Genomic DNA, 19,964 nt, shown 5'->3' with positions numbered 1-19,964 from the left:
CTGCTCGCACTCCTCACTGCCCTGGCGACAGCCAAACCAGTCCTGCGGCCGTCCGCCGTGACGCGCTCTCTGGGATGAGACACCGCCCGACCCCCCCGCCCGCTCAGCGGCACAGTGGCGGCGGATCCGTCCGGCAAGGCGATCCCGTAGGCCAGGATCTCCTCCACGACCGCCTCGTCCTCAAAGAGTTCTGCGCCTGGAATCTGTTGTAGGCATCGGGCGTGTGTCTTGTGGGTGGCCAGGTTGCCGCAGAGCGGCTGCGGCGTCGGGCGGGGTCTGTTGCGGCATGAGGGTGGCCGCTTCCGGGGCCTTGTCCGGCGGGATCGAGGGTGGGCGTCCGGGCCGGGGCTCGTCGGCCGGTCCTGCCGGGCCGTGCTCGATGAACCTCTTGCGCTACGGTGGCCGCCGCCCGCACCCCGCGCTCCAACTGCGCCCGCTCGCCGCGGTCGCCGAAAGGCACCCTCGGTCGTCCCGCCCCCGGCCAGCACAGATTCACACAACGGATATCAAATGCAGAACACCAACGAGCGTTCTGTTGCTGGTCCCAGTTGCGGCGGTTTTTACCGGAATAGTGTGGTTGCCGCAGCTGCCAAGTTACGGTGGCCCCTGCGGGTCGGTGTGGACGTTGCGGTCATGGTGGGCTGGAGTCACTTCGGCTGGGCTCGGTGGCGTGGGTGTGGTGGTTCGGCTGCAGGTCAGTGCGTGGTTGCTGTCCCTGGGTCCGGGGCCTTCGGCCCCGAAGGAGTGCGGCTGGGTGATCGGGGCCGTTTACGGCGCCCGGATGGGCGAAATATTCCCCGATTCGGCTCGACGGTAAAGACGACAAGATTCTTTATCGAAATCAGGGTGATCTTGCGTGGCTGTTCGATAACATTGAGTCATGTGTTCGAGTCGTGTCGATGTTGCGTCGATGTCCACCGCAGAGTTGGTGGACGCGGCGGCAGCGATCGCGGCCGAACTCGCCCACCGCCAAGCGCCCGCCTCGGCCGCCGCCTGCCTGGCCCAGGCCGAGACCCTCGCCCGCGCCACCGACCAGCACGAAAGCGCACTGGCCGCTCTGATCGCCCGCGTCGACGCCTCCGGGGAGATGCGCCGGTGGGGACTGCCCTCCACCCCGGCGTGGCTGCGCACCCGGCTGGGCATGCGCGAAGCCCGCGCCAAGGAACGTCTGCACCTGGCCCGGCAGCGCCACCGCCTCCCCGAGGTCACCCGCCGCCTGATCGACGGGGAACTGTCCTACGGATACGCCGCCACCATCAGCGCCGCCGTCGCACGGCTGGACGACACCGATTGCGCCGCCGCCGAACACATCCTCCTCGACCTGGCCGGCCAGGGCTTCTCCGCGGGCAAGGTCGCCGCGTTCGGCAACAAGATCACCGACCTCATCGCCGAACGCGACGGACACGAGCAAGCCCCCGAAGACGTCTCACGCGGATACGAGCGGTCCTGGATCGACTCGACCCGGTCACTGGACGGCGGCCGCTACATCAAAGGCTGGCTCAACGCCGAAGACGCCGCCATCTGGGACGGCACCCTCGCCCCGCTGGCCAAGCCCGCCGGAACCGACGACCACCGCGACCTGTCCGAACGCACCGCCGCCGCACTCACCACAGTCCTGTCAGGCGGGCACAAGGCCACCAAGGTCACCGTCATCTGCGACCTGGACACCCTCACCGGCGGCACCGCCCCCGCCCGCCTCACCGACGGCACCCCCATCCCGGCAGAGCAGGCCCGGCGCATCGCCCTGAACGCCGGAGTCTCACCACTGATCCTGGGACACGGCAACACCCCGCTCTATCTAGGGCACCGGGTCCGGTTCGCCACCGCCGCGCAACGCCAGGTCCTGGAGGCCCTGTACGCCACGTGTGCGGTGCAGGGCTGCGAAGTGCCCGGGACACTGTGCGAAGTCGACCACGTCCACGGCTGGGCCCTCGGCCACAGCCCCACCGACATCGACCAACTCGCACTCACCTGCGGCTGGCACAACCGCTTCAAGCACACCAACCCACACCAGATCGCCATCACCCAAGACCACACCGGACGCTACGCCTACCGCGTCCTACCACCCGACGACACACCCACCACCCCTGCGCCCGCCCCCCACAGACCACCCGCCACCAACCTTTGGACCACCACCACCCACCACGCCCGAGCCCGCCCCCGCCACACCCGCCGCGCACCCCACAAAGCCGCTGCCAAACGCCACGCCCCTAACACCAGCAACCACATCCGGAGGGAGTGACCACTTTCGGCACCTAGTGTTCTGCGTTTGATATCCGTGGTGTGAGTCTGTGCTGGGTTGGTGGCGGGAGCGGGGGGCGGGACGATCGAAGGTGCTTTTTTCGGTGACCGCGGCGAGCGGGCGGAGTTGGAACGCGGGGCGCGGGCGGCGGCCTGGTCGCAGGCGTATACGTTGCGGTGCCGCCTTGTGCCGGCATGCGCCCAGCCCGAGTGCGCTCCACACGCCCGTGGCCGCCGAACTGGGCGTCTCACCGTCAACGGCGGCCAAGTGACGCAAGAGCGAGCGCGGGTCGACAGCACCGGCCGATGAAGCCCTGGCCCGGACGTCCACCCTCGGTCCTGCCGGACAAGGCCCCGGAAGCGGCCACCCTCACGTCGGAACCGACCCCGCCCGGCGCCGCACACTGGTCAACCTGACGCCGGTTCGCTTCTCAAGCCGCAACCCCTGGCCACCATCCGTCCGAGCGGGCCGTTATGCCATGCGTGGACCTGCCTTCGCCACCTTCAACATCGCGACGGCACCGAACTGCACCACCCGCACCACGCGACCGAGTTCAAAAGTTCCTGGCGCGATCGACAAGGCCGTCCCGACCGAACTGGGGTGCAGCCGGTCTGTGACAACCTGGCCACCCACGAGACACACGCCCGATGCCTACGACAGATTCCAGGCGCGAAACAGGTGGGTCAGGACGGGTCTACCAGGCGGTTCTCCCATGCCCAGGTGACGATGCCCACGCGGTTGCGCACTCCCAGCTTGGCCTGGATGCCTGACAGGTGGCTCTTGACGGTGCTGAGCGAGATGAACAGCTCGGCGGCGATCTCCTGGTTGGTGCGGCCTCGTGCGAGGGCGCGGACGACTTCCAGTTCGCGGTCCGACAGGGGCGGCTGGACGGCGCGTGATGTTGCCGAGGCGGCCGCCAGGTGCCGCAGCAGACGGACGGTGACGGAGGGCGAGACCAATGCCTCGCCGTTGTGGGCGGCGCGGACCGCCTCGACGAGGAGTGCGGGTCCGGCGTCCTTGAGGATGAAGCCCGCCGCGCCGCCGCGCAGCGCGCCGTAGACGTACTCGTCCAGGTCGAAGGTGGTGACCACGACGACACGCATCGGGTCGGTGGTCTTCGGGCCTGCCAGTGCGCGGGTCACTTCGATGCCGTCGAGGCGGGGCATCCTGATGTCGACCAAGCACACGTCCGGACGCAACCGGCGCGCTAGAGCGACCGCCTCGGCGCCGTCGGACGCCTCCCCCACGACCCTGATGTCGGGCTGGTCCTCCAGGATCAGGCGCAGCCCGCGGCGGACCATCGCCTGGTCGTCGGCGAGGAGAACCGAGATGGTCACCGGCGCTCCCCCGCGGGCAGCGTCGCTCGCACGGACCAGCCGCTGCCCGGGCGCGGCCCTGCCTGCAGTGAGCCGCCGAGCGACTCGACGCGTTCGCGCATGCCGATCAGGCCATAGCCGCGGTGGGGGTGCCGAGCCACGGGTGTCGGGGCGTCGTCGGCGACCTCGATGGTGACGCCCTGTGTGCCCTGGTCGACGGTGACCGTGACCGATCGGGCCTTGGGCGCGTGCCGTAGGACGTTCGTCAGCGCCTCTTGCGCGACGCGGTACACGGTGGTCGTCACCTCCGGGGGCCATTCGTTCTCGTCCGGCATGGTCAGCGTGACCTCGGGGCCCTGGCGGCGGAAGCGATCGATGAGTGCGCCGAGGCCCTCCGGTCCGGGGGACGCCGGTGCCGCGTCGTCGGTGTCGCGCAGCAGGCCGACCACCCGCCGCATCGCGGCCAGGGCGTCGGTGCCCGCGGCCTCCATCTCGCTGAGGTACTCGTCCACCTGCTCCGGGTTGCGCCGCGCGACCACCTGGGCGCCCTGCGCCTGGAGCAGCATGCCCGTGATGTGGTGCGCCACGACGTCGTGCAGTTCCCGGGCCAGCTCTAGCCGCTCCTCCCGTCGGACCTGCTCTGCGGTCGCGCGCTCCCGCGCGTCCAGTATCCGGAGGGAGAGCCCGGCGCCGACTGCGGCCAGCCAGATCGGGCCGTCCAGCACCGTCACCGCCGCGAGTTCGGAGAACGGCGGCCCGGCGGCCAACTGACCGGCGATGATCAGCGCCGGTCCGGCGACCGTGATGGCGGCGGCCGGTGCCGGCGGGAGGGTTCGGAGGGCGGAGGCGGTCAGTACCGCCAGCCCCACGGCCATGGCCGGGCTGGGTTCGGCGGGAAGGTCGGAGCCGCTCAGGCGGGTGGTCGCGATGGCCGCCGCCGCGAGGACGAGCCCCGCGACGGCCGGCCAGAGCGGTCGGCGCAGCCCGGCCAGGGCCGTGAGGCACACCGCCGCCGCGAAGGCGCAGCCCGGCGCCCAGTACCACCTTCCCCAGCTCTGCGCGATGGCGGCGGCCTGCACGGTGATCGCCGTGAGGAGCGCGGCACCGAGCCCGGTCACGGAGGCACCCCGGACCCATCCCGCCGGAACGGTCATGTCCGCCAGGCTATCGGCGTGCCGGACGGCCGGACGGGCGCGAGCACGCGCAGCAGCGGCCCGACGGCGAGCCCACCGGCCATCAAGACCGTGTCCAACACCGTCACTGCGGAGGGGCCGGGGAGCCAGCTGAGCGCTATCACGGCGACGCCGCCCGCGGCGATGCAGACGGCAGACGGCACCGGCAGCGCTCTGAGGGCGGAACCGATGAGGACGGCCAGGGCCAAGGCCGTTGTGGGGGCGGGCTCCTGGGGCAGTTCTGTCGCCATGGACGTCGCTATTGCTCCGGCCGCCACGGTCAGGCCCGCGGCTGCGGGCCATACTCTGCGGTGTCCACGCAGCAGGGTGAGCCCGCACACGACGACCGCGACGGCGGTGGTGAAGAGCCAGTAGGCGCCGCCCCAGCTGACGGCGAGCATGAACGCCGTGAAAGCGATGCCTAGGGCGAACATCAGACCCAAACCTATGTTGAGCAGTACGTCTGATCGGACGGCGGCATTTCTGCGGTTGTTCTCCATCAGTGGCTCACACCCGCCTGATGCGGCGCAGGGCTATGGCGGTCAGGAGCACGCCGGTCAGCAGGTAGAGGCCCGTCTCGGCCACTTGGAACGACCAGTAGCGGTCGCCGGGCTGGTACTCGATGTCGACGTGCAGGTCGAGGGCGGACAGGCAGACCGCGGCGTCACCGAACGTCCCTCCGGCACCGGTCTTGGACGGGGTGTCGAGGCACGCGTTGAACTTCTTCTCGCTGAGCGTCCGACCGTCGGCGGTGCGCATCGGGCTGGTGTCGCTGATCCACGCGTCGGGTGCGCCGGGTACTTGCAGGCCGCCGATGACCGGCGCGCCGGTGATGCTGCCGAGGTTCTTGGCCCCGTTGATGGCCTGGGTGGTCAGCGGCAGGGTCACCCTCTCCGATGGCATGAGGTGCGGTCGCACCATGTTCGGCACCGTGAACTGGACGGCGAGGAAGACGACGCCCGTGATGGCCATCGCCGGGAGCGTCCGGCGGACGAGGAGCCCGATGGTGGTCCCGAGAGTGAAGGCGAGGAAGGCGTAGCCGACTGGGGCGATGTTGCGGGCGCCGAACTCGATCGCACCGAACCGGTCGGACGCGACCTCGTCGTACGGGGCGGCCGCCCAGGTGAGCAGCAGGGCGGCCAGGCCCGTCACGGCCATCGCGGCGAGGGCGGTGAAGGCCATCCTGGCGATCAGCCAGCGGCGGCGGGTCACGCTCTGGCTCCACACCAGCCGGTGGGTGCCGAGTTCCAGTTCCCTGGCGATCAGCGGCGCTCCCCAGAACGCGCCGAGGACGACGGGGATCAGCCCGAGCCCGGCGGCCAGGAACAGCAGCGTGCTCCGGTAGCTCCCCGAGAACTGGCTCGCGGCCTGCGCGCACGCGGCGGTGTCGGCGCACCGGGCCTGGTAGGCGTCGTGGGCGTCCCGGATGTCCATGCCGAGGTACAGCAGGTAGGCGGCGATCACCCCGAGCCCGATGGCGCCGGCGAGCGCGTGGAGGCGGAACTGCCGCCAGTTCAACCAGATCATCGTGCTCCCTCCCCGGCCACGGCGCCGACCCCGGCGACGGGCGTGTTCGCCCGCGACATGTACGCGAGCACCAGCTCTTCCAGCGAGACGGGTCCGGCCCGGAGCGAGAGCTCTGACGCCGGGAGGGCCGTCCGCACGAGCGCACCGCCCTGCTCCGCCCGGACGACCTCGGCGCCCGCGGGAAGCCGGTCGAGATCGCCGGTCACCCGGTGGTGGCGGGCCAGCAGGTCGCGGACGTCCCCGGCCACCTGGACCCGCGCGTCGCACAGCACGATGAGGTAGTCGCAGACCTGCTCGATGTCGCCGAGCAGATGCGACGACAGCACGGCGCTGGCACCGAGTTCGGTGACGAACTCCATCAGGTTCGCGAGGAAGCCCTGCCGCGCCAGCGGGTCCAGCGCGGCGGCCGGCTCGTCGAAGACCAGCAGTTCGGGACGCTTCGCGGCGGCGATCGTCAGCGCGAGCTGCGCGCGCTGACCGCCCGACAGCCGTCCCGCCTTCTGGCCTGGGTTGAGTCCGACCTGCGCGATGCGCCGCTCGGCCATGCCCTGGTCCCAGGACGGGTTCAGGCGCGCCCCCAGACGCAGATGGTCGGCCACGCTGAACGAGGGGTAGACGGGGGTGTTCTGCGCGACGAACCCGACCCTGGCCAGGTGCGCGGCACTCGCCGCCGGTGGGGACCCCAGTACGCGCAGCGAGCCCGACGTCGGCTCCAGCAGCCCGCAGGCCATGTTCAGCAGCGTCGACTTGCCCGCGCCGTTCGGACCTACCAGGCCCACGATGCGTCCGGCCGGGACGTGCAGGTCGACTCCGCTCAGCGCCTCGCGCCGGCGGCCATATCGTTTCGTCAGTCCCTCGGCGTGCAGCATCGGGACGGGGTCTTCATGTGGCATGACGGCATCGTCGTCAACGGGACCGTCCCAGATCACCGGCCCAAAGCACGGTTCGCCCTAGCAGCGGTCGTACTTTCGGCCAGTTCGTCCCCGTACCCGCCAGGGCTACGGCACGCGCTTCACCGGGAGGGGCCAGTAGCGGGCCAGGACGCGTCCCATCACGAGGTCGTCGGGGACGGCACCGAAGTCCCAACTGTCACTGCGCCCTGGGGCGCGCTGGTTGTCGCTCTCCAGCCACCAGCCTTCATCAGTGCGGTGCGTCGCACGCTTCACGATGAGAAGCCCAGGACGTTGAGGATGCTCCGCGACAACGACGGCACCGGGCGTGAGGCGGGCGCCAACCCGGACGATGAGCCAGTCCCCCGGACGCAGCCCCGGCAGCATCGACTCCCCGCTGACCTCCACCGTCCGCACCCGCCGCACCCCGACCACCGCGAGCGCCACCCCACCAGCGAGCCCCCACAACACCGCACGGCGCCCCTCGCGGATACGCATGATCCTCCTTGGTCGGCCGCATACTCCGGCGGGCGGCGGTGACAAACACTGCTGGGAAGGTTCCGGGCCGCGCGCGGTCCGGGTCTTAGGCCGAAATACCGAGTGCCCTGGGCGGACGCGTCCCGCGGCACAAGGGTAATGTCGGTGACCTGAGCATGATCCGCAACGAGGGAAGGGATTCGCAGGTGTTGCTCAAGCTTCTGCGCCCGAAGACCACGGTGTCCGCGCACTGCGACCTGCCGTGCGGCGTCTACGACCCGGCGCAGGCCCGGATCGAAGCCGAGTCGGTCAAGGCGATCTGTGAGAAGTACGCCGCCAACGAGGACCCGGAGTTCCGCTCCCGGGCGATCCTGATCAAGGAGCAGCGCTCCGAGCTGGTCAAGCATCACCTGTGGGTGCTCTGGACCGACTACTTCAAGCCGCCGCACTTCGAGAAGTACCCGCAGCTGCACCAGCTGTTCAACGAGGCCACCAAGCTGGCCGGCGCGGCCGGCACCAAGGGGAGCATGGACCCCAAGGTCGCCGATGACCTGCTGGGCAAGATCGCGGAGATCGACAAGATCTTCTGGGAGACCAAGCAGGGCTGACCAGCAGGGCTGACCAAGCAGGACTGACCTGGACGAACGCTGAGGCCCGGCCGGCGGCTGGCCGGGCCTCTGCCATGTCCGGGATCATCCGCCATGTCCGGGATCAGCTGGAGCGGGCGGCCTTGGTGAGGGCGTCGCCGGTGAGGCGGTAGACCGTCCACTCGTCCTGGGGGCGGGCGCCGAGGGACTCGTAGAAGCCGATCGCCGGAGTGTTCCAGTTGAGGACGGCCCACTCGACGCGTTCGTAGCCGCGCTCGTCGGCGATGCGGGTCAGTTCGGTGAGCAGGGCCTTGCCGTAGCCGTGGCCGCGGACGTCCGGCTCGACGAACAGGTCCTCCAGGTAGATGCCGTGGGTGCCGTTCCACGTGGAGAACGTGAGGAACCACAGGGCGAACCCGACGACGCGCCCTTCGTGCTCTACGACGTGGGCGAAGACCTTCGGGTCGTCGCCGAAGAGGCGGGCGGTGAGCTGCTCCTCGGTGGCCTTGACCTCGTGGAGGGCGCGCTCGTAGTCCGCCAGTTCGCGGATCAGCCGCAGGATGTCCGGGACGTCGTCGGGGGTCGCGTAACGAATCACAGGTGGCAGGTTATTCGAGCGGCGCCAGTGGGACGGCCGGGTCCGCCCAGCGGTCGTTCGGGATGATCGGGTACCAGCCGGGGCGGCCCGGGTCGCGGTCGTAGGGGTAGCCGCCCAGTTCCTTGTACAGCTCGGCGTACTCGGCGAGTTTGTCACGGTCCAGGCGGACGCCCAGGCCGGGTCCGGTGGGCACGGGGATCCTGCCGTCGGCGTACTTCATGAGGCCGCCCTCGATGACGTCGTCGGCGAGGTGGTGGTAGTGCGCGTCGGCGGCGTAGGTGAGGTTGGGCAGGACGGCGCCGAGGTGCAGCATCGTGGCGAGCTGGATGCCGAGTTCCCCGGACGAGTGGACGGCGACGCCGATCTGGAACGTCTCGCACACCCCGGCCGCCTTCACGCAGGCCCGGATGCCGCCCCAGAACGTCGTGTCGAGCAGGACGACGTCCACGCTGCGGCGCAGCACGTTCGCGGCGAGCTGCTCGAAGTTCACGACGACGGTGTTGGTGGCGAGCGGGACGTCCACGCGCTCGCGGACGAGCCGCAGCCCCTCCAGGCCGAGGACGGGGTCTTCGAGGTAGTCGTTGTCGAGGTCCTCGATGGCCTTCCCGAAGCGCAGGCCCTCCTTCAGGCTGAGCACGGAGTTCGGGTCGTAGCGGAGGCCGTCGCCGGGGAACGCCTCGGCGAGGGCCCGGTAGCTCTCCAGCTCGTGCTCCGGCGGGAACACGCCGCCCTTGAGCTTGTGGACGGTGAACCCGTGCCGGGCCTTCAGGTCGCGGGCGTGCGCGACGAGCTGCTCCGGCGTGCGGACCTCCGGGACTCCGCCGGGCCCCGGCGGCCGGAAGAACAGGTAGGACGCGAACGGGACGGAGTCGCGGATGCGCCCGCCGAGCAGGTCGTGCACCGGGACGCCGAGGTGCTGGCCGATGAGGTCCAGGCAGGCGAACTCGATGGCGGCGAGCATCTGCACGCGGTTGTCGTAGAGGCTCGCCGTCGGGTTGGCGATCTTGAAGCGGAGCGCCTCCAGCTCGAAGGGGTCGTGCCCCTCCAGGTGCGGGGCGAGGGCCTGGAAGGCGGCCTCGGCGCTCTGCCCGCCGCCGCCCATCTCGCCGAGCCCGATCAGCCCGTTGTCGGCCTCGACCTCGACGATCGTCCGGACGAAGCGGCCCCAGTGGGCGCCGTTGCTGTGCAGGAGCGGCGCCTCCAGCGGCACGGTGACCGTGGTCGCGCGGATGCCTGTGATCTTCATGTGTCCCCGATCCGTGATCAACGCCGAACGGTGACGGTGGCGATGCCGCAGGCGGGCAGCCGGACCGTCATCGTGCCGTCCCGGACGGGAAGTTCCGCCGGGTCACGCTCCAAACCGCCGCTCAGCCGCGCGCTCACCGCGCCGGGCACGTGCAGCTCCGCCTCCACCGGGCCGGCGGCGAGCGACTGGAGCCGGACGGCGAGGCCGCCGCCGTCGCGGGCGCGGCCCACCGAGGTGACGAGCACGTCCGGGTCGTCGACGCGCAGGAACGTCCCCGACTCGGCCGCGGGCGCGGTGCCGGTGGCGAGGGTGGCGACGAACGGGTCGGTGAGGCCGGCGGCGGTGCGGGCGCCGAGGCGGCGGCCGGAGCCGGCGGCACCGGACGCGAACGCGTACCGGAAGGTCGTCTCGCCCTGCTGCTGGGACGGGAAGTTGGTGTCCCAGATGTTGTTCAGCGCCCACGAGTAGACGGTGCCGTCCTCGTTGTCGAGCGTGGGCGGGAACGGCGCGTACGGCATGTGGATGGAGCCGAACTGGACGAGCGGGGCCTCCAGCGTCGCCCACGCGACGGTCAGCTCGGGGTCCTCGAACGCGACCCAGTGCCGGATCGGGCGCATGTGCTCCGCCGACCCCGGGACGCTCGGGACGCCGGTGCCGCCGACGCCGCCGGTCAGCTCCCACGCGGCGGGCGGGCCGTCCACGGCGAACGGGAAGGAGAAGAACACCGCCTCCTTCGCCGCGGTGGGCTGCTTGCCGAGCTGGTAGCGGACGTCCACGCGCGGCACGCCCGCGTACAGGTCGATCGTGGTGCGCAGCCAGTCGACGCCCTTGCCGTGCAGTTCGATGACGAGGCGCTCGCCGGCGGGGGTGCGCTCGCACTTGGTGACGGTCGCGTGGGTCGCCACGGCCCGGTCACCGAGCATCGTCTTGTCATGGACGAGCATGTGCCCGGACATGTGGTTGAAATGCGGCGCGGTCGCGTACCGGTCGTAGATGTACTGCCCGAACCCGGCGATGCCGTCGGTGTTCACCAGCTCCCGGCCGGCGGCCTTGTCGAAGACCGAGGCGATGTGGCCTTCCTTGAGGTCATAGGCGACGCGGTAGAACTCGTTCTCGATCGTCCCGTCCAGGCCGAGGTCGACCGGCTCGGCGGCCGCGGTCCCGGCGCGGACGACGTCGACGCGGACGTGCCCGTGGCCGGGGACGTCCGGCAGCACGGCCTCCAGGTGGCGGCCGATCGGGCGGGTGGGCCACTCGTCCGGGTCGACCTCCTCCTCGCGGTGCGGGACGGGCTCGCCGGTGCGGGCGTCCACGAGCGCGATGGGGACGTCCGCGGCGACGACGTCGCGGGGCAGGAACGCGCGGGCGACGTCGGTGCGGGCGGCCGTGCCCGGGTTGACGACGAGGAACGAGGCGAGCGCGTCCGGCGAGGGCCCGAACGTCGCGCCGAGCCGCCGCGCGCCGGCCTGGAGCAGGTCGAGGGCGTCGTCGTGGGCCTGGTAGCCGACCTGCGACTTGCGGGTCCACTGCAGGCCGCCGGAGTCGCCGCCCTCCTCGGCGTCCTCCCACGGGTTGGCGGCGCCCCAGGTGTGCTCGTCGAACAGCGCGGCCCGGTCGTACGCCTCGTCGATCAACTGGGGCGCGCCGGTCCGCTCGTCGCCGCGCTCGTCGGCGAGGGCGTGCAGCGTCTCCGCCGACCGCAGGATGTTCTGCGCCCGCCGGACGTAGCCGAGCGGCCGGGCGCCGGAGCCGAGGCCGTCGGCCCACCAGTCCGTCCAGTCGCCCTCGTGGGTCTGGAGCCGGTCGCCGTGGTGCTCCTCGACGTACTCGAAGAAGTCGGCGTTGGTCGCCATCCGCAGCCGCGGGTACGCCCACGTCTCGTTCCACCGCAGCGCGATGTCGGCGGGGACGATCGACGGCCCGGCGTTGTCGGCGTGCGCGCCCTGCACGCGCAGGTGGACGGCGTCCAGGAAGTCGGGGTCCTTGGCGGCGCCGACCTGGCCGGGCGCCGCGTACCAGCCGAACGTGCCGGGCCCGTACGGGTAGGGGCGGTCGGCGAGGGAGCCGAGGTAGCGGGGCAGCAGGTCCTCGGCGAGGTCGTAGGAGTCGACGAGGCCGACGGTGTTGCCCTCCATGTAGGCCATGCCGTGCGGGGTGTCGGTGAACCAGACGATCAGCTCGCCGCCGCCCGGCGACCGCCACCGGAACGGCCGCGCCAGCTTGTCGCCGCCGGTGATGTAGGGCACGGACCGCCCGGCCCAGTTGTGCGCGGCGGCGAGGTAGCGGACGCCGGCCGCGTTCAGGGCGTCCACCGTCCCGACGACGGCGCCGGGGATGTCGGTGTGCATCGCGGACCGGACCTCGATGCCGTACGCGCGCCGCAGGTCCTCGACGAAGCGGAGCTGGCGGTACAGCTCCTCCGTCGAGCACGCCTCCGTGTGCAGCTGCATCGGGAACGCGGTGACCTCGATGTTGCCCGCGCGGACCCGGTCGGTGAACTCGGCGACCTGGTCGGCGGAGCGGGTCGCGAGCCAGCGCAGCGCCGGCATCGACGACTCGACCGACCAGCGGAAGCGCGCGTCGTCCGGCCGCCCGTCGGTCTCCCGCGCGAGCCGCAGCGCCGCGTCGAGGTAGTCGAGGTGGTGCCGCAGGACGGTGCCCTGGGTGTCGGTGTAGCCGATGTCCAGGTGCGAGTGGTGGACGACGAAGACGTTCCACTTGCGCTGCGGGGTGAGGTCGAGCGGCGCGGCGCCGACGAGCCCGGTGGCGTCGCGCACCTCCAGGGTGACGCGGCGCGGGGCGTCCACCTCGGGGACGAGCAGCGTCAGCGTGCCGCCGTCCCCGGTGGCGGACGCGAGGTCGGCGTCGCCGTCCTTGAGGGCCACCTCCACGGCGCCATCTCCGGAGAGGGTCACCCGGACGGCCTGCCGGAGCCCGCCGTCCTCGCCGCGCTTGAACAGCGGCAGCACGGCGGCGCGGACGGACAGCCCGCGCACGGCGAGCACCTCGGTGGAGGTGTCCTGGCGCAGCGCGTCGCGGATCCCGTCATAGTCGGGCGAACCGAGGCTCGCCTGAAGCAGACGACTCGTCATCGTGGAGCGCAATCCTCTCTGATGCCTTCTCATGGTCACGGGCCGGGAGGCCGGAGGGCGCTCTGGCGCCCGGAGGTCGCCCGGCCCGCCGGGCGGGAGGCCGTTTCGCGAGACGCGGAGCGGATCGGGAAACGGCCTCCCGCCCGTAACGGGGGTTCCAGGGGGTCGCCCCCTGGGCTGAATCAGAACTGGGCCAGGGTTAGGCCGCGGGTGAAGAGGCGTTGGGTCGCCAGGAACAGCACGACGGTCGGGAGGGAGACCACTAGCCCGGCGGCCAGTGCGATCGGTACGGGGGTTCCGGCGTACACGTCGGTGGTCAGCGCGGACAGTTCGGCCCACACCGGACGGACGGTCTCCGACTGGGAGAGCGTGAGGCCGAACAGCAGGTCGTTCCAGACGAAGGTGAACTCCAGGATGAACACGGCGGCGAGGGCCGCCGAGGAGAGCGGGAGGTAGATCCGCCAGAAGATGCGGAAGGTGGACGCGCCGTCCAGCCGCGCCGCCTCGAAGATCGACACGGCGACGTTGCCGAAGAAGTTGCGCATGACCAGCGCGGCCAGTGGCACGTTGATCGCCGAGTAGATGATGATCAGGCCGAGCCGGCTGTCGTAGAGCGACACCTCGCTGTAGCCGACGAACAGTGGGATGAGCAGCATCTGGAACGGCACCACCGTCCCGGCGAAGATCACCACGAACCAGGCGAAGCCGTGCTTGAGGCGCAGCACCACGATCGCGTATCCGGCGAGCGCGCCCAGCAGGACGGCGACCGCGGGCGAGACGACGCTGTACAGCAGGGTGCTGAGCAGCGTGTCGCCGACGGCGGTCCGGTCCCATGCCTGGGAGACGTTGTCGAACAGGCCGAGCGAGGACGGCGGCTTCACCGCGTCCGACGGGTCGTAGTCGCCGGCCGGCCGCACCGCGTTCGCGATGATCAGGTACGTGGGGAACAGCCACGCCAGGCCCAGCAGCGCGAGGACGGCACGGCGCAGGTTCAGCGTCAATCGGTTCATCGGCGCACCTCGCGGGGGACGGCCCCCCGCACCCTCCGGTTCGCTTCGCTCATGACTTCTCCTCCCCGCCGATCTGCCTGCGCAGGTACACGTACGAGGCGAGGCCGGTGACGGTGGTGAGCAGGACCGCGACCGCCGAGCCGTAGCCGTACTCGTTGGCGACGAACACGTCCCGGTACATGGTCACGGCGAGGGTCTCCGACGAGCGTCCGGGCCCGCCCTGCGTCATCACCCACACGATGTCGAAGTTCTTCAGCCCGGCGACGAGCGCGAGGCCGAACACGACCGTGGTGATCGGGCGCATCAGCGGCCAGATCACGTGCCGGAACATCGCCCAGCCGGACGCGCCGTCGATGCGGGCCGCCTCGATCGGCGCCTTCGGGATCGACTGGAGGCCGACGACGAACAGCAGCATGTTGACGCCGAGCTGCTGCCACGTCCAGACGACGATCATCGCGATGGTGTTGCGGGGGCCGTCCTGCAGGAACGCGGTGTCGCCGCCGGGCATCCCGAACAGGGTGAGGATCTGGTTGGCCATGCCGTCCGGCTGGAGGATGAAGCCCCAGATCACGCCGAGGCCGGCGCCCGACATCGCGTACGGGAGCAGGAACGGCAGCCGGAACCAGCCGCCGCCCTTGAGGTCGTAGGACAGCACCGCGACGAGCAGCCCGAGCCCCACCGGCAGGGCGACGGTCCCGACGACCCACAGCAGCGTGTTGCGGATGGACGTGACGAGCGCGTCGTCCTCGAGGAGCCGCTTGTAGTTGTCCAGGCCGGTGAACTCCGGTGACGCCAGCCCGTCGTAGCTGGTGAAGCTCAGGTACGCCGTCCACAGGAACGGCAGGTAGAGCAGGACGGCGACGAACAGGACGGCCGGGGAGACGTACGCGTGCCGGAACCGGCCGTGCAGCGCGAAGCCCTTCCCGGCCCGGCCGCCGCGCCCCGCGCGGCGGCCGGAGCCCGGCGCCTTCGCCACCGCCGTCTTCGGGCGGGTGGCGGTGGCCTTGTGCGTGCTCATCGGATCAGTTCGACTTCCAGTACGCCTCGTTCGCCTTCTGGATGCTCTTGAGGACGTCCATATAGGTCTCCGGCTTGTTCAGGAACTTGTCGAAGCCGCTCAGCGCCTCGGTGAGGACGGGTGAGGGCGCGGCCTCGAAGTAGCGCAGCACGAGCCGGTTCTCCGGCGACGCCGCCTCCTTGGTGACCGCGGTCAGCTCCGGGTCGGCGATCTTCACCTTGGGGTTGCCGGACACGTCGCCGCGCGCGTTCGCCCACTTCTCCTGCGCGGTGGGGGTGACCCACCACTTGAGGTACTTGGTGCTGGCCGCCGGGTCGGGGGCCTTGCGCAGCGAGCAGAGCGGGCCGCTCTCGAAGACCAGCGACCGCTTCGGCAGGGCCGGGTCGACGTTGGGGATGAAGAAGAACCCGTAGTCCTGGCCCTGCTTGAGGCCGCGCTGGGTCATGCTCGTGTTGAACCAGGTCCCGCTGATGACCATGGCGGCGTCGCCGGACTTGAAGTGGTCGGCGGGGTCGGCCTTGTCGCCGGGCTTGGAGAACCAGCCCTTGTCGATCATCGATTTCCAGCGCTCCATCACCTTCACCACGCCGGGGTCGGTGTAGGACGCCTCGCCCTTCGACAGCCGCTCGTACAGGTCGGGGTCGGTGCCGGCGAGGATCTGCTCGAACCAGGCGAAGGAGAACAGCGACGTCGGGGTGGTGTGGTTGAAGGGGACCTGCCCCTTCGACTTCAGCGTCTCGGCGGCCTTCTCCAGTTCCGCCCAGGTCGTGGGCGGCTTCACGCCGTGCTTCGCGAAGACCTTCTTGTTGTAGAACATGCCCCAGTACGCGGTGTTCAGCGGGACGCAGTACTGCTTGCCGTCGACCGTGTAGTACTTCTTCAGGTCCTCGGTGAGGTCGCCGTTCTTGATGGAGTCCTGCCAGATGTCGGTGGTCTCGGCCACCTGGTTCTGCTTGACGATCTCCTCGAGGCGCCCGCCGGTCGACCAGGTGAACAGGTCGGGCTTGACGTTCGTGCGGAACGAGGTCTTGATGAACGCGGTGTAGGTCGGCTCGTCGGTGTAGCCGACCGGTGTCATGCCGAGCCCGGTCTGCTGCTTGCCCAGGGCGGCCATCTGCTCGAAGTAGGGCTTCCAGGCGCCCTTGTCGTTGTACAGCTTGAGCTCGGACTTGCTCCCGCCGGAGTCGCCGGACCCGCAGCCGGCGGCGAGCAGGAGCGCGCCCACGGTGAGCGCGGTCGCCCGCAGTCGCTTGGACACCATGGTGGCCTCCTTCATCGGGCGCCGATGCCCGATCGGGGTGGTCGAAGGTTTCTGGGATGGGTGAACCGGCCGCACGGCGCAGGGCCGTGCGGCGGGGGGTCGGGGACGGTGGGGGTGGGGGTGGGGGTGGGGACGGTGGAGCGGCCCGCTCAGGCGAGCCGCTGCTCGATCACGTGCTTGATGTCGGTGAGGTGGGACCGCATGAGCGCCTCGGCGTCCCGCTCGGCGCCCGCCTCGATGGCGGCGAGGATCGCGGTGTGCTCCTCGAAGTCGCGGACGCGGTCGTCGAAGATCCGCTGTATCTCGCGCTGCTCGGACGCGTGCACCGTGAGCAGCGAGTCGATGACCTCGCAGAGCACGGAGTTGCCCGCGAGGCCCGCGACCTCGCTGTGGAAGCTCATGTTGGCCTTGTGGAGGCGGGCCTCCGCGTCGGACGCGGGCGAGCCGTGCGAGCCGCGCCCTGCGGCCGCGTCCCGGTCGGCGGGTTCGCCGCCGCGCAGATCCGCGCCCGCCTGGTCGAGGATGGCGCGGAGCAGCTCGACGTCGGCGGGCCCGGCCAGCCGGGCCGCGCGGCCGGCCAGCGGCGGCTCGATGAGCAGCCGCGCGTCCAGCAGCTGGAGCAGCCGGTCGGCCTCCAGCTCCCCGACGTTGGGGTTGGGGATGACCACGCGTTCGAGGTCGGCGCCCACGTAGATCCCCGAGCCGTGCCGGAGCTGGACCGCACCGGTCGCCTCCAGCCGGCGCAGCGCCTCGCGCAGCGTCGGCGTGGTCACCGCGAAGCGCTGGGACAGCTCCCGCGCGGACGGCAGCCGGTCGCCGGGGCGCAGTCCGTCCGCCCTGATCAGCTCCAGCATCCGCGCGGTGAGCGCGTCCGCCAGGCTCGGCCGGGCCACATCCTGTGCCATCGCCACCTCGTTCCCCAGAAGTAAAGTCATCTAATCACTTAGCGACTGGCCATGTCCACCCCTCCGGAGAGGCTCCTGAGAGGCTCCGGAGAGGCATCGCCGCAGGACCGCGCGCTGCTCCTCGAACGCGAGCCGCCCCAGCCGCGCCGACATGATGCCGTCGAAGCCGTGGCACGCGCCCGGCACATGGTGAAGCTCGGTGGGGACGCCCGCGACGATCAGCCGGTGCGCGTAGCCGAGCCCCTCGTCCCGCAGCGGGTCGTACTCGGCGACGAGGACGTAGGCGCGCGGCAGTCCGGCCAGGTCGGCGGCGCGGGCGGGCGCCGCGTAGGCGGGGACGTCCGCGCCGCCCGCCGCCCGCCCGCCGAGGTAGTGCCGCCACATGTGGCCGACGTCGGCCCGGTTGAACAGCGGCGGTTCGGTGAACGCCCGCATCGACGGCGTCTCCATCCGGTCGTCCAGGACGGGGTAGAGCAGCATCTGGAAGACCAGCGGCGGGCCGGCCTCGTCCCGCGCGCGCAGCGCCACCGCGGCGGCCAGCGCGCCGCCCGCGCTCCCGCCGCCGACCGCGACCCGCCGCGGGTCGCCGCCGAACTCGGCCGCGTGCGCGTGCGCCCAGACTGTCGCGGCGTAGCAGTCGTCGAACCCGGCCGGGAACGGGTGCTCGGGCGCGAGCCGGTAGTCGACCGACACGACGGCGATGCCGTCCTCGCCGGCGAACGCCAGGCAGCGCTCGTGCTCGTTGTCGAGCCCGCCGGTGACGAACCCGCCGCCGTGGAAGTACACGAGGACCGGCGCCGGGTGCTGCGCTCCGCGCGGCCGGTAGATCCGGACGGGCACGGGTGGCGCGCCGGGCGGGCCGGGGATCGTCCGGTCCGCGACGTCCGCCCCCTCGGCGGTGGTGGGACGGGCCAGCGCGGAGACCAGGTCGCGCATCGCGGCGCGGGCCTCGGCCGGGTCCGCCAGGCCGACGTAGGGCATGCCGTCGAACGCGGCGGCGAGTTCGGCGTCCAGGGTCATGGTCCGGACCTCCTGGTGGGTGGACGGGCACGCTGGTGGGTGGACGGGCACGCTGGTGGGTGGACGAGCGCGCTGGGTGGGTGGACGAGCGCGCAGGTGGCTGGACGGGCGCGCGCCCCCGGGCGGGAGGTCACCCGGGGGCGCGCGGGGAGCGGTCCCACCGTGGACGGAACGGTGGTGCCGCGGCTTATCGGGCGGCCGTCAGCCCTTGCGGGCGGTCAGCCGGAGACCGGCAGGTTGATGTAGCGCGGCCGGTAGATGCTGACGTCGCGGTAGTTGTCGTTGGTCGGGCCCTTCGTCATGTCCAGGCTGTTCACGTTGTAGGAGATGACCAGGTTGCCGCTGGACGACAGCGACACGTGCTGGTGGGCGTTGTAGGTGAAGATGTCCGGGTCGCCGTAGGAGCCGAACTCGCCGGTCTCCGGCGTGCGGTAGACGGTCTGCTCGCCGGTGAACGGGCCCGCGGGCGAGCACGACAGCAGGACGTCGATCTCGCTGCCGAACGCGATGTTCGCGTCCTGGTTGACCATGATGTAGTGGGAGCCGCGCCTGGCCACGCTGAACTCGTTGGAGACGCCGCTCATCAGCCGGGCCGACGCGGTCTCCGTGCTCGACCATCCGTTGGACGTCCGGTACTCCCAGGCCGCGCGCAGGTCGCTGCCCTTCACCCGCGCGATGTGCAGGTACTTGGTGTTGGCCTTGGTGTCCGGGTCGATGTAGTCCTCGGTGCCGTAGACGTAGGTGTAGCCGCCGTCCTTGAACAGCGCCGACCCCCACTGGACGCCCGACGCCGAGGGCATCGCCGTAACCTGTGTGGGCGCGGAGAGGTTGCCGGTGGAGAACCGGGCCAGGACGTTGCTCTTGAACGTCATGTCCCAGCCGGTGCCGTTGTCGGGGTCCGGGTCGTAGTACTGGCGGTAGAGCTGCTGGACCTCCGCGCCGCTCTGGGTGAGGTCGCCCGCCCAGTACCAGTGCGCCGCCTGCGGCGGCGGCATCACGGCCTTCGGGGCGGCGGCCGTCCCGCCGTGCACGGTGGTCGTCCCGCCGCCCGTCCCCTGGACGACGAACGAGTTGTTGATGAACGGGGTCGTGCCGCCCTCCTCGATGACGACCGACCGCGACCCGTCCGCGTTGACCTTGCCGAGGAAGGTGTCGGAGTAGGCGTAGACGATGCGCCCGTCGGTGAGCTTCAGCGAGTAGGTCGAGTCGCCGCCGGTCCAGTCGTCCAGCAGGGTGTTGCTGTTGCCGTAGGCGGTGAACTTGCTGTTCAGCGCAGTGTTCTGGGTGGCTGTGCCGAACGTCGGCGGCGCGTGCCCGGAGCAGGTGGGCGCCGCGGCCGCGGCGGCGTGGCCCTTGCCGCGGGCCTTCTGGTGCCCGAGGCCCAGGCCGTTCGCGCTGGACGGGCCGTGGCCGTGCGCGTCGGCCACGGCCGGGACGGCGGGCGCGGCCACGAGGCCCGCGCCGAGCAGCAGGGAGGACGCGAGGGCGGCGGCGCGCCCGCCCGTTCCGAGCACGCGCCGCCGGCGCCCCGCGTGAACCGGCGGGGGCCGATCGGGAGAGTAAGGACGGGAGGGGACGGACTCCTGCATGGAAACCTCCGCGG

Annotated in this window: 17 protein-coding genes; 2 read left to right on the top strand and 15 right to left on the bottom strand. The window is 71.2% G+C overall.

The genetic code is table 11. From position 1 onward, the window contains the following. Positions 1-910: 910 nt before the first annotated feature. The gene (locus tag ACGFI1_RS09880) at positions 911-2,242 is read left to right on the top strand and encodes an HNH endonuclease signature motif containing protein (RefSeq protein ID WP_392784436.1); all 1,332 of its coding nucleotides are present in this window, start codon (positions 911-913) and stop codon (positions 2,240-2,242) included. Positions 2,243-2,925: 683 nt separating this feature from the next. Here ACGFI1_RS09880 and ACGFI1_RS09875 read toward each other — a convergent pair. The 6 genes from ACGFI1_RS09875 to sodX all read right to left on the bottom strand — a co-directional run bounded on the left by ACGFI1_RS09875 (position 2,926) and on the right by sodX (position 7,645). Next, positions 2,926-3,579, bottom strand: a complete 654-nt coding sequence (locus ACGFI1_RS09875) for a response regulator (RefSeq protein ID WP_392784434.1) — start codon at positions 3,577-3,579, stop codon at positions 2,926-2,928. Then, positions 3,576-4,712, bottom strand: a complete 1,137-nt coding sequence (locus ACGFI1_RS09870; protein WP_392784431.1) for a sensor histidine kinase — start codon at positions 4,710-4,712, stop codon at positions 3,576-3,578. Before ACGFI1_RS09870 ends, ACGFI1_RS09875 begins: the two co-directional genes overlap by 4 nt. Continuing rightward, a complete protein-coding gene (locus ACGFI1_RS09865; RefSeq protein ID WP_392784429.1) occupies positions 4,709-5,164 on the bottom strand; it encodes a hypothetical protein in 456 nt (151 codons plus the stop codon). The genes ACGFI1_RS09870 and ACGFI1_RS09865 overlap by 4 nt, the downstream gene beginning before the upstream one ends. Before the next feature lie 73 nt (positions 5,165-5,237). After that, on the bottom strand, positions 5,238-6,257 hold the full coding sequence (locus ACGFI1_RS09860; RefSeq protein ID WP_392784427.1) for an ABC transporter permease subunit: 1,020 nt from the start codon (positions 6,255-6,257) through the stop codon (positions 5,238-5,240). Next, the gene (locus ACGFI1_RS09855; protein ID WP_392784425.1) at positions 6,254-7,150 is read right to left on the bottom strand and encodes an ABC transporter ATP-binding protein; all 897 of its coding nucleotides are present in this window, start codon (positions 7,148-7,150) and stop codon (positions 6,254-6,256) included. The genes ACGFI1_RS09860 and ACGFI1_RS09855 overlap by 4 nt, the downstream gene beginning before the upstream one ends. Positions 7,151-7,255: 105 nt before the next feature. Further along, the gene (sodX, locus tag ACGFI1_RS09850; protein ID WP_392784423.1) at positions 7,256-7,645 is read right to left on the bottom strand and encodes a nickel-type superoxide dismutase maturation protease; all 390 of its coding nucleotides are present in this window, start codon (positions 7,643-7,645) and stop codon (positions 7,256-7,258) included. A gap of 185 nt (positions 7,646-7,830) precedes the next feature. Between sodX and sodN the strand changes: the two genes are divergently transcribed. Further along, positions 7,831-8,232: a superoxide dismutase, Ni gene (gene sodN / locus ACGFI1_RS09845; protein ID WP_205719495.1), complete on the top strand. Its 402-nt coding sequence runs from the start codon at positions 7,831-7,833 to the stop codon at positions 8,230-8,232. A 103-nt stretch (positions 8,233-8,335) separates the two neighbouring features. Here the strand turns inward: sodN and ACGFI1_RS09840 are convergent, their stop codons facing one another. The 9 genes from ACGFI1_RS09840 to ACGFI1_RS09800 form a co-directional block, all read right to left on the bottom strand. After that, positions 8,336-8,809, bottom strand: a complete 474-nt coding sequence (locus tag ACGFI1_RS09840; RefSeq protein ID WP_138639567.1) for a GNAT family N-acetyltransferase — start codon at positions 8,807-8,809, stop codon at positions 8,336-8,338. A 10-nt stretch (positions 8,810-8,819) separates the two neighbouring features. Next, positions 8,820-10,055 carry an enolase C-terminal domain-like protein gene (locus tag ACGFI1_RS09835; protein ID WP_301174128.1) on the bottom strand — a complete coding sequence of 412 codons (1,236 nt, stop codon included), beginning with the start codon at positions 10,053-10,055 and terminating at the stop codon, positions 8,820-8,822. A 17-nt stretch (positions 10,056-10,072) separates the two neighbouring features. Beyond that, positions 10,073-13,147 carry a glycoside hydrolase family 38 N-terminal domain-containing protein gene (locus tag ACGFI1_RS09830; protein ID WP_392784421.1) on the bottom strand — a complete coding sequence of 1,025 codons (3,075 nt, stop codon included), beginning with the start codon at positions 13,145-13,147 and terminating at the stop codon, positions 10,073-10,075. A gap of 182 nt (positions 13,148-13,329) precedes the next feature. Next, positions 13,330-14,157 carry a carbohydrate ABC transporter permease gene (locus tag ACGFI1_RS09825; RefSeq protein WP_138639564.1) on the bottom strand — a complete coding sequence of 276 codons (828 nt, stop codon included), beginning with the start codon at positions 14,155-14,157 and terminating at the stop codon, positions 13,330-13,332. A 49-nt stretch (positions 14,158-14,206) separates the two neighbouring features. Next, positions 14,207-15,175: a carbohydrate ABC transporter permease gene (locus ACGFI1_RS09820; protein WP_138639563.1), complete on the bottom strand. Its 969-nt coding sequence runs from the start codon at positions 15,173-15,175 to the stop codon at positions 14,207-14,209. 4 nt (positions 15,176-15,179) lie between these two features. Further along, on the bottom strand, positions 15,180-16,436 hold the full coding sequence (locus tag ACGFI1_RS09815; RefSeq protein ID WP_138639562.1) for an ABC transporter substrate-binding protein: 1,257 nt from the start codon (positions 16,434-16,436) through the stop codon (positions 15,180-15,182). 149 nt (positions 16,437-16,585) lie between these two features. After that, positions 16,586-17,341: a FadR/GntR family transcriptional regulator gene (locus tag ACGFI1_RS09810; protein WP_392784418.1), complete on the bottom strand. Its 756-nt coding sequence runs from the start codon at positions 17,339-17,341 to the stop codon at positions 16,586-16,588. A 30-nt stretch (positions 17,342-17,371) separates the two neighbouring features. Continuing rightward, positions 17,372-18,361 carry an alpha/beta hydrolase gene (locus tag ACGFI1_RS09805; protein ID WP_392784416.1) on the bottom strand — a complete coding sequence of 330 codons (990 nt, stop codon included), beginning with the start codon at positions 18,359-18,361 and terminating at the stop codon, positions 17,372-17,374. A gap of 218 nt (positions 18,362-18,579) precedes the next feature. Next, positions 18,580-19,875 carry a DUF5005 domain-containing protein gene (locus ACGFI1_RS09800; RefSeq protein ID WP_392784414.1) on the bottom strand — a complete coding sequence of 432 codons (1,296 nt, stop codon included), beginning with the start codon at positions 19,873-19,875 and terminating at the stop codon, positions 18,580-18,582. Between the last annotated feature and the right edge of the window lie 89 nt (positions 19,876-19,964).

Origin of the sequence: Actinomadura geliboluensis, assembly GCF_043197915.1 — a bacterium.
Classification (GTDB): domain Bacteria; phylum Actinomycetota; class Actinomycetes; order Streptosporangiales; family Streptosporangiaceae; genus Spirillospora; species Spirillospora geliboluensis.
Note: the sequence above shows the minus strand (reverse complement) of the source record. Positions and strands in the feature narration are given on the sequence as shown.

What these genes read in the sequence shown, in the direction of transcription:
- ACGFI1_RS09880 (WP_392784436.1), top strand. Translation starts at nt 911, where the DNA reads ATGTCCACCGCAGAGTTGGTGGACGCGGCGGCAGCGATCGCGGCCGAA.
- ACGFI1_RS09870 (WP_392784431.1), bottom strand. Translation starts at nt 4,712, where the DNA reads ATGACCGTTCCGGCGGGATGGGTCCGGGGTGCCTCCGTGACCGGGCTC.
- ACGFI1_RS09865 (WP_392784429.1), bottom strand. Translation starts at nt 5,164, where the DNA reads ATGTTCGCCCTAGGCATCGCTTTCACGGCGTTCATGCTCGCCGTCAGC.
- ACGFI1_RS09860 (WP_392784427.1), bottom strand. Translation starts at nt 6,257, where the DNA reads ATGATCTGGTTGAACTGGCGGCAGTTCCGCCTCCACGCGCTCGCCGGC.
- ACGFI1_RS09855 (WP_392784425.1), bottom strand. Translation starts at nt 7,150, where the DNA reads ATGCCACATGAAGACCCCGTCCCGATGCTGCACGCCGAGGGACTGACG.
- sodX (WP_392784423.1), bottom strand. Translation starts at nt 7,645, where the DNA reads ATGCGTATCCGCGAGGGGCGCCGTGCGGTGTTGTGGGGGCTCGCTGGT.
- ACGFI1_RS09835 (WP_301174128.1), bottom strand. Translation starts at nt 10,055, where the DNA reads ATGAAGATCACAGGCATCCGCGCGACCACGGTCACCGTGCCGCTGGAG.
- ACGFI1_RS09830 (WP_392784421.1), bottom strand. Translation starts at nt 13,147, where the DNA reads ATGACGAGTCGTCTGCTTCAGGCGAGCCTCGGTTCGCCCGACTATGAC.
- ACGFI1_RS09825 (WP_138639564.1), bottom strand. Translation starts at nt 14,157, where the DNA reads ATGAACCGATTGACGCTGAACCTGCGCCGTGCCGTCCTCGCGCTGCTG.
- ACGFI1_RS09820 (WP_138639563.1), bottom strand. Translation starts at nt 15,175, where the DNA reads ATGAGCACGCACAAGGCCACCGCCACCCGCCCGAAGACGGCGGTGGCG.
- ACGFI1_RS09815 (WP_138639562.1), bottom strand. Translation starts at nt 16,436, where the DNA reads ATGGTGTCCAAGCGACTGCGGGCGACCGCGCTCACCGTGGGCGCGCTC.
- ACGFI1_RS09810 (WP_392784418.1), bottom strand. Translation starts at nt 17,341, where the DNA reads ATGGCACAGGATGTGGCCCGGCCGAGCCTGGCGGACGCGCTCACCGCG.
- ACGFI1_RS09805 (WP_392784416.1), bottom strand. Translation starts at nt 18,361, where the DNA reads ATGACCCTGGACGCCGAACTCGCCGCCGCGTTCGACGGCATGCCCTAC.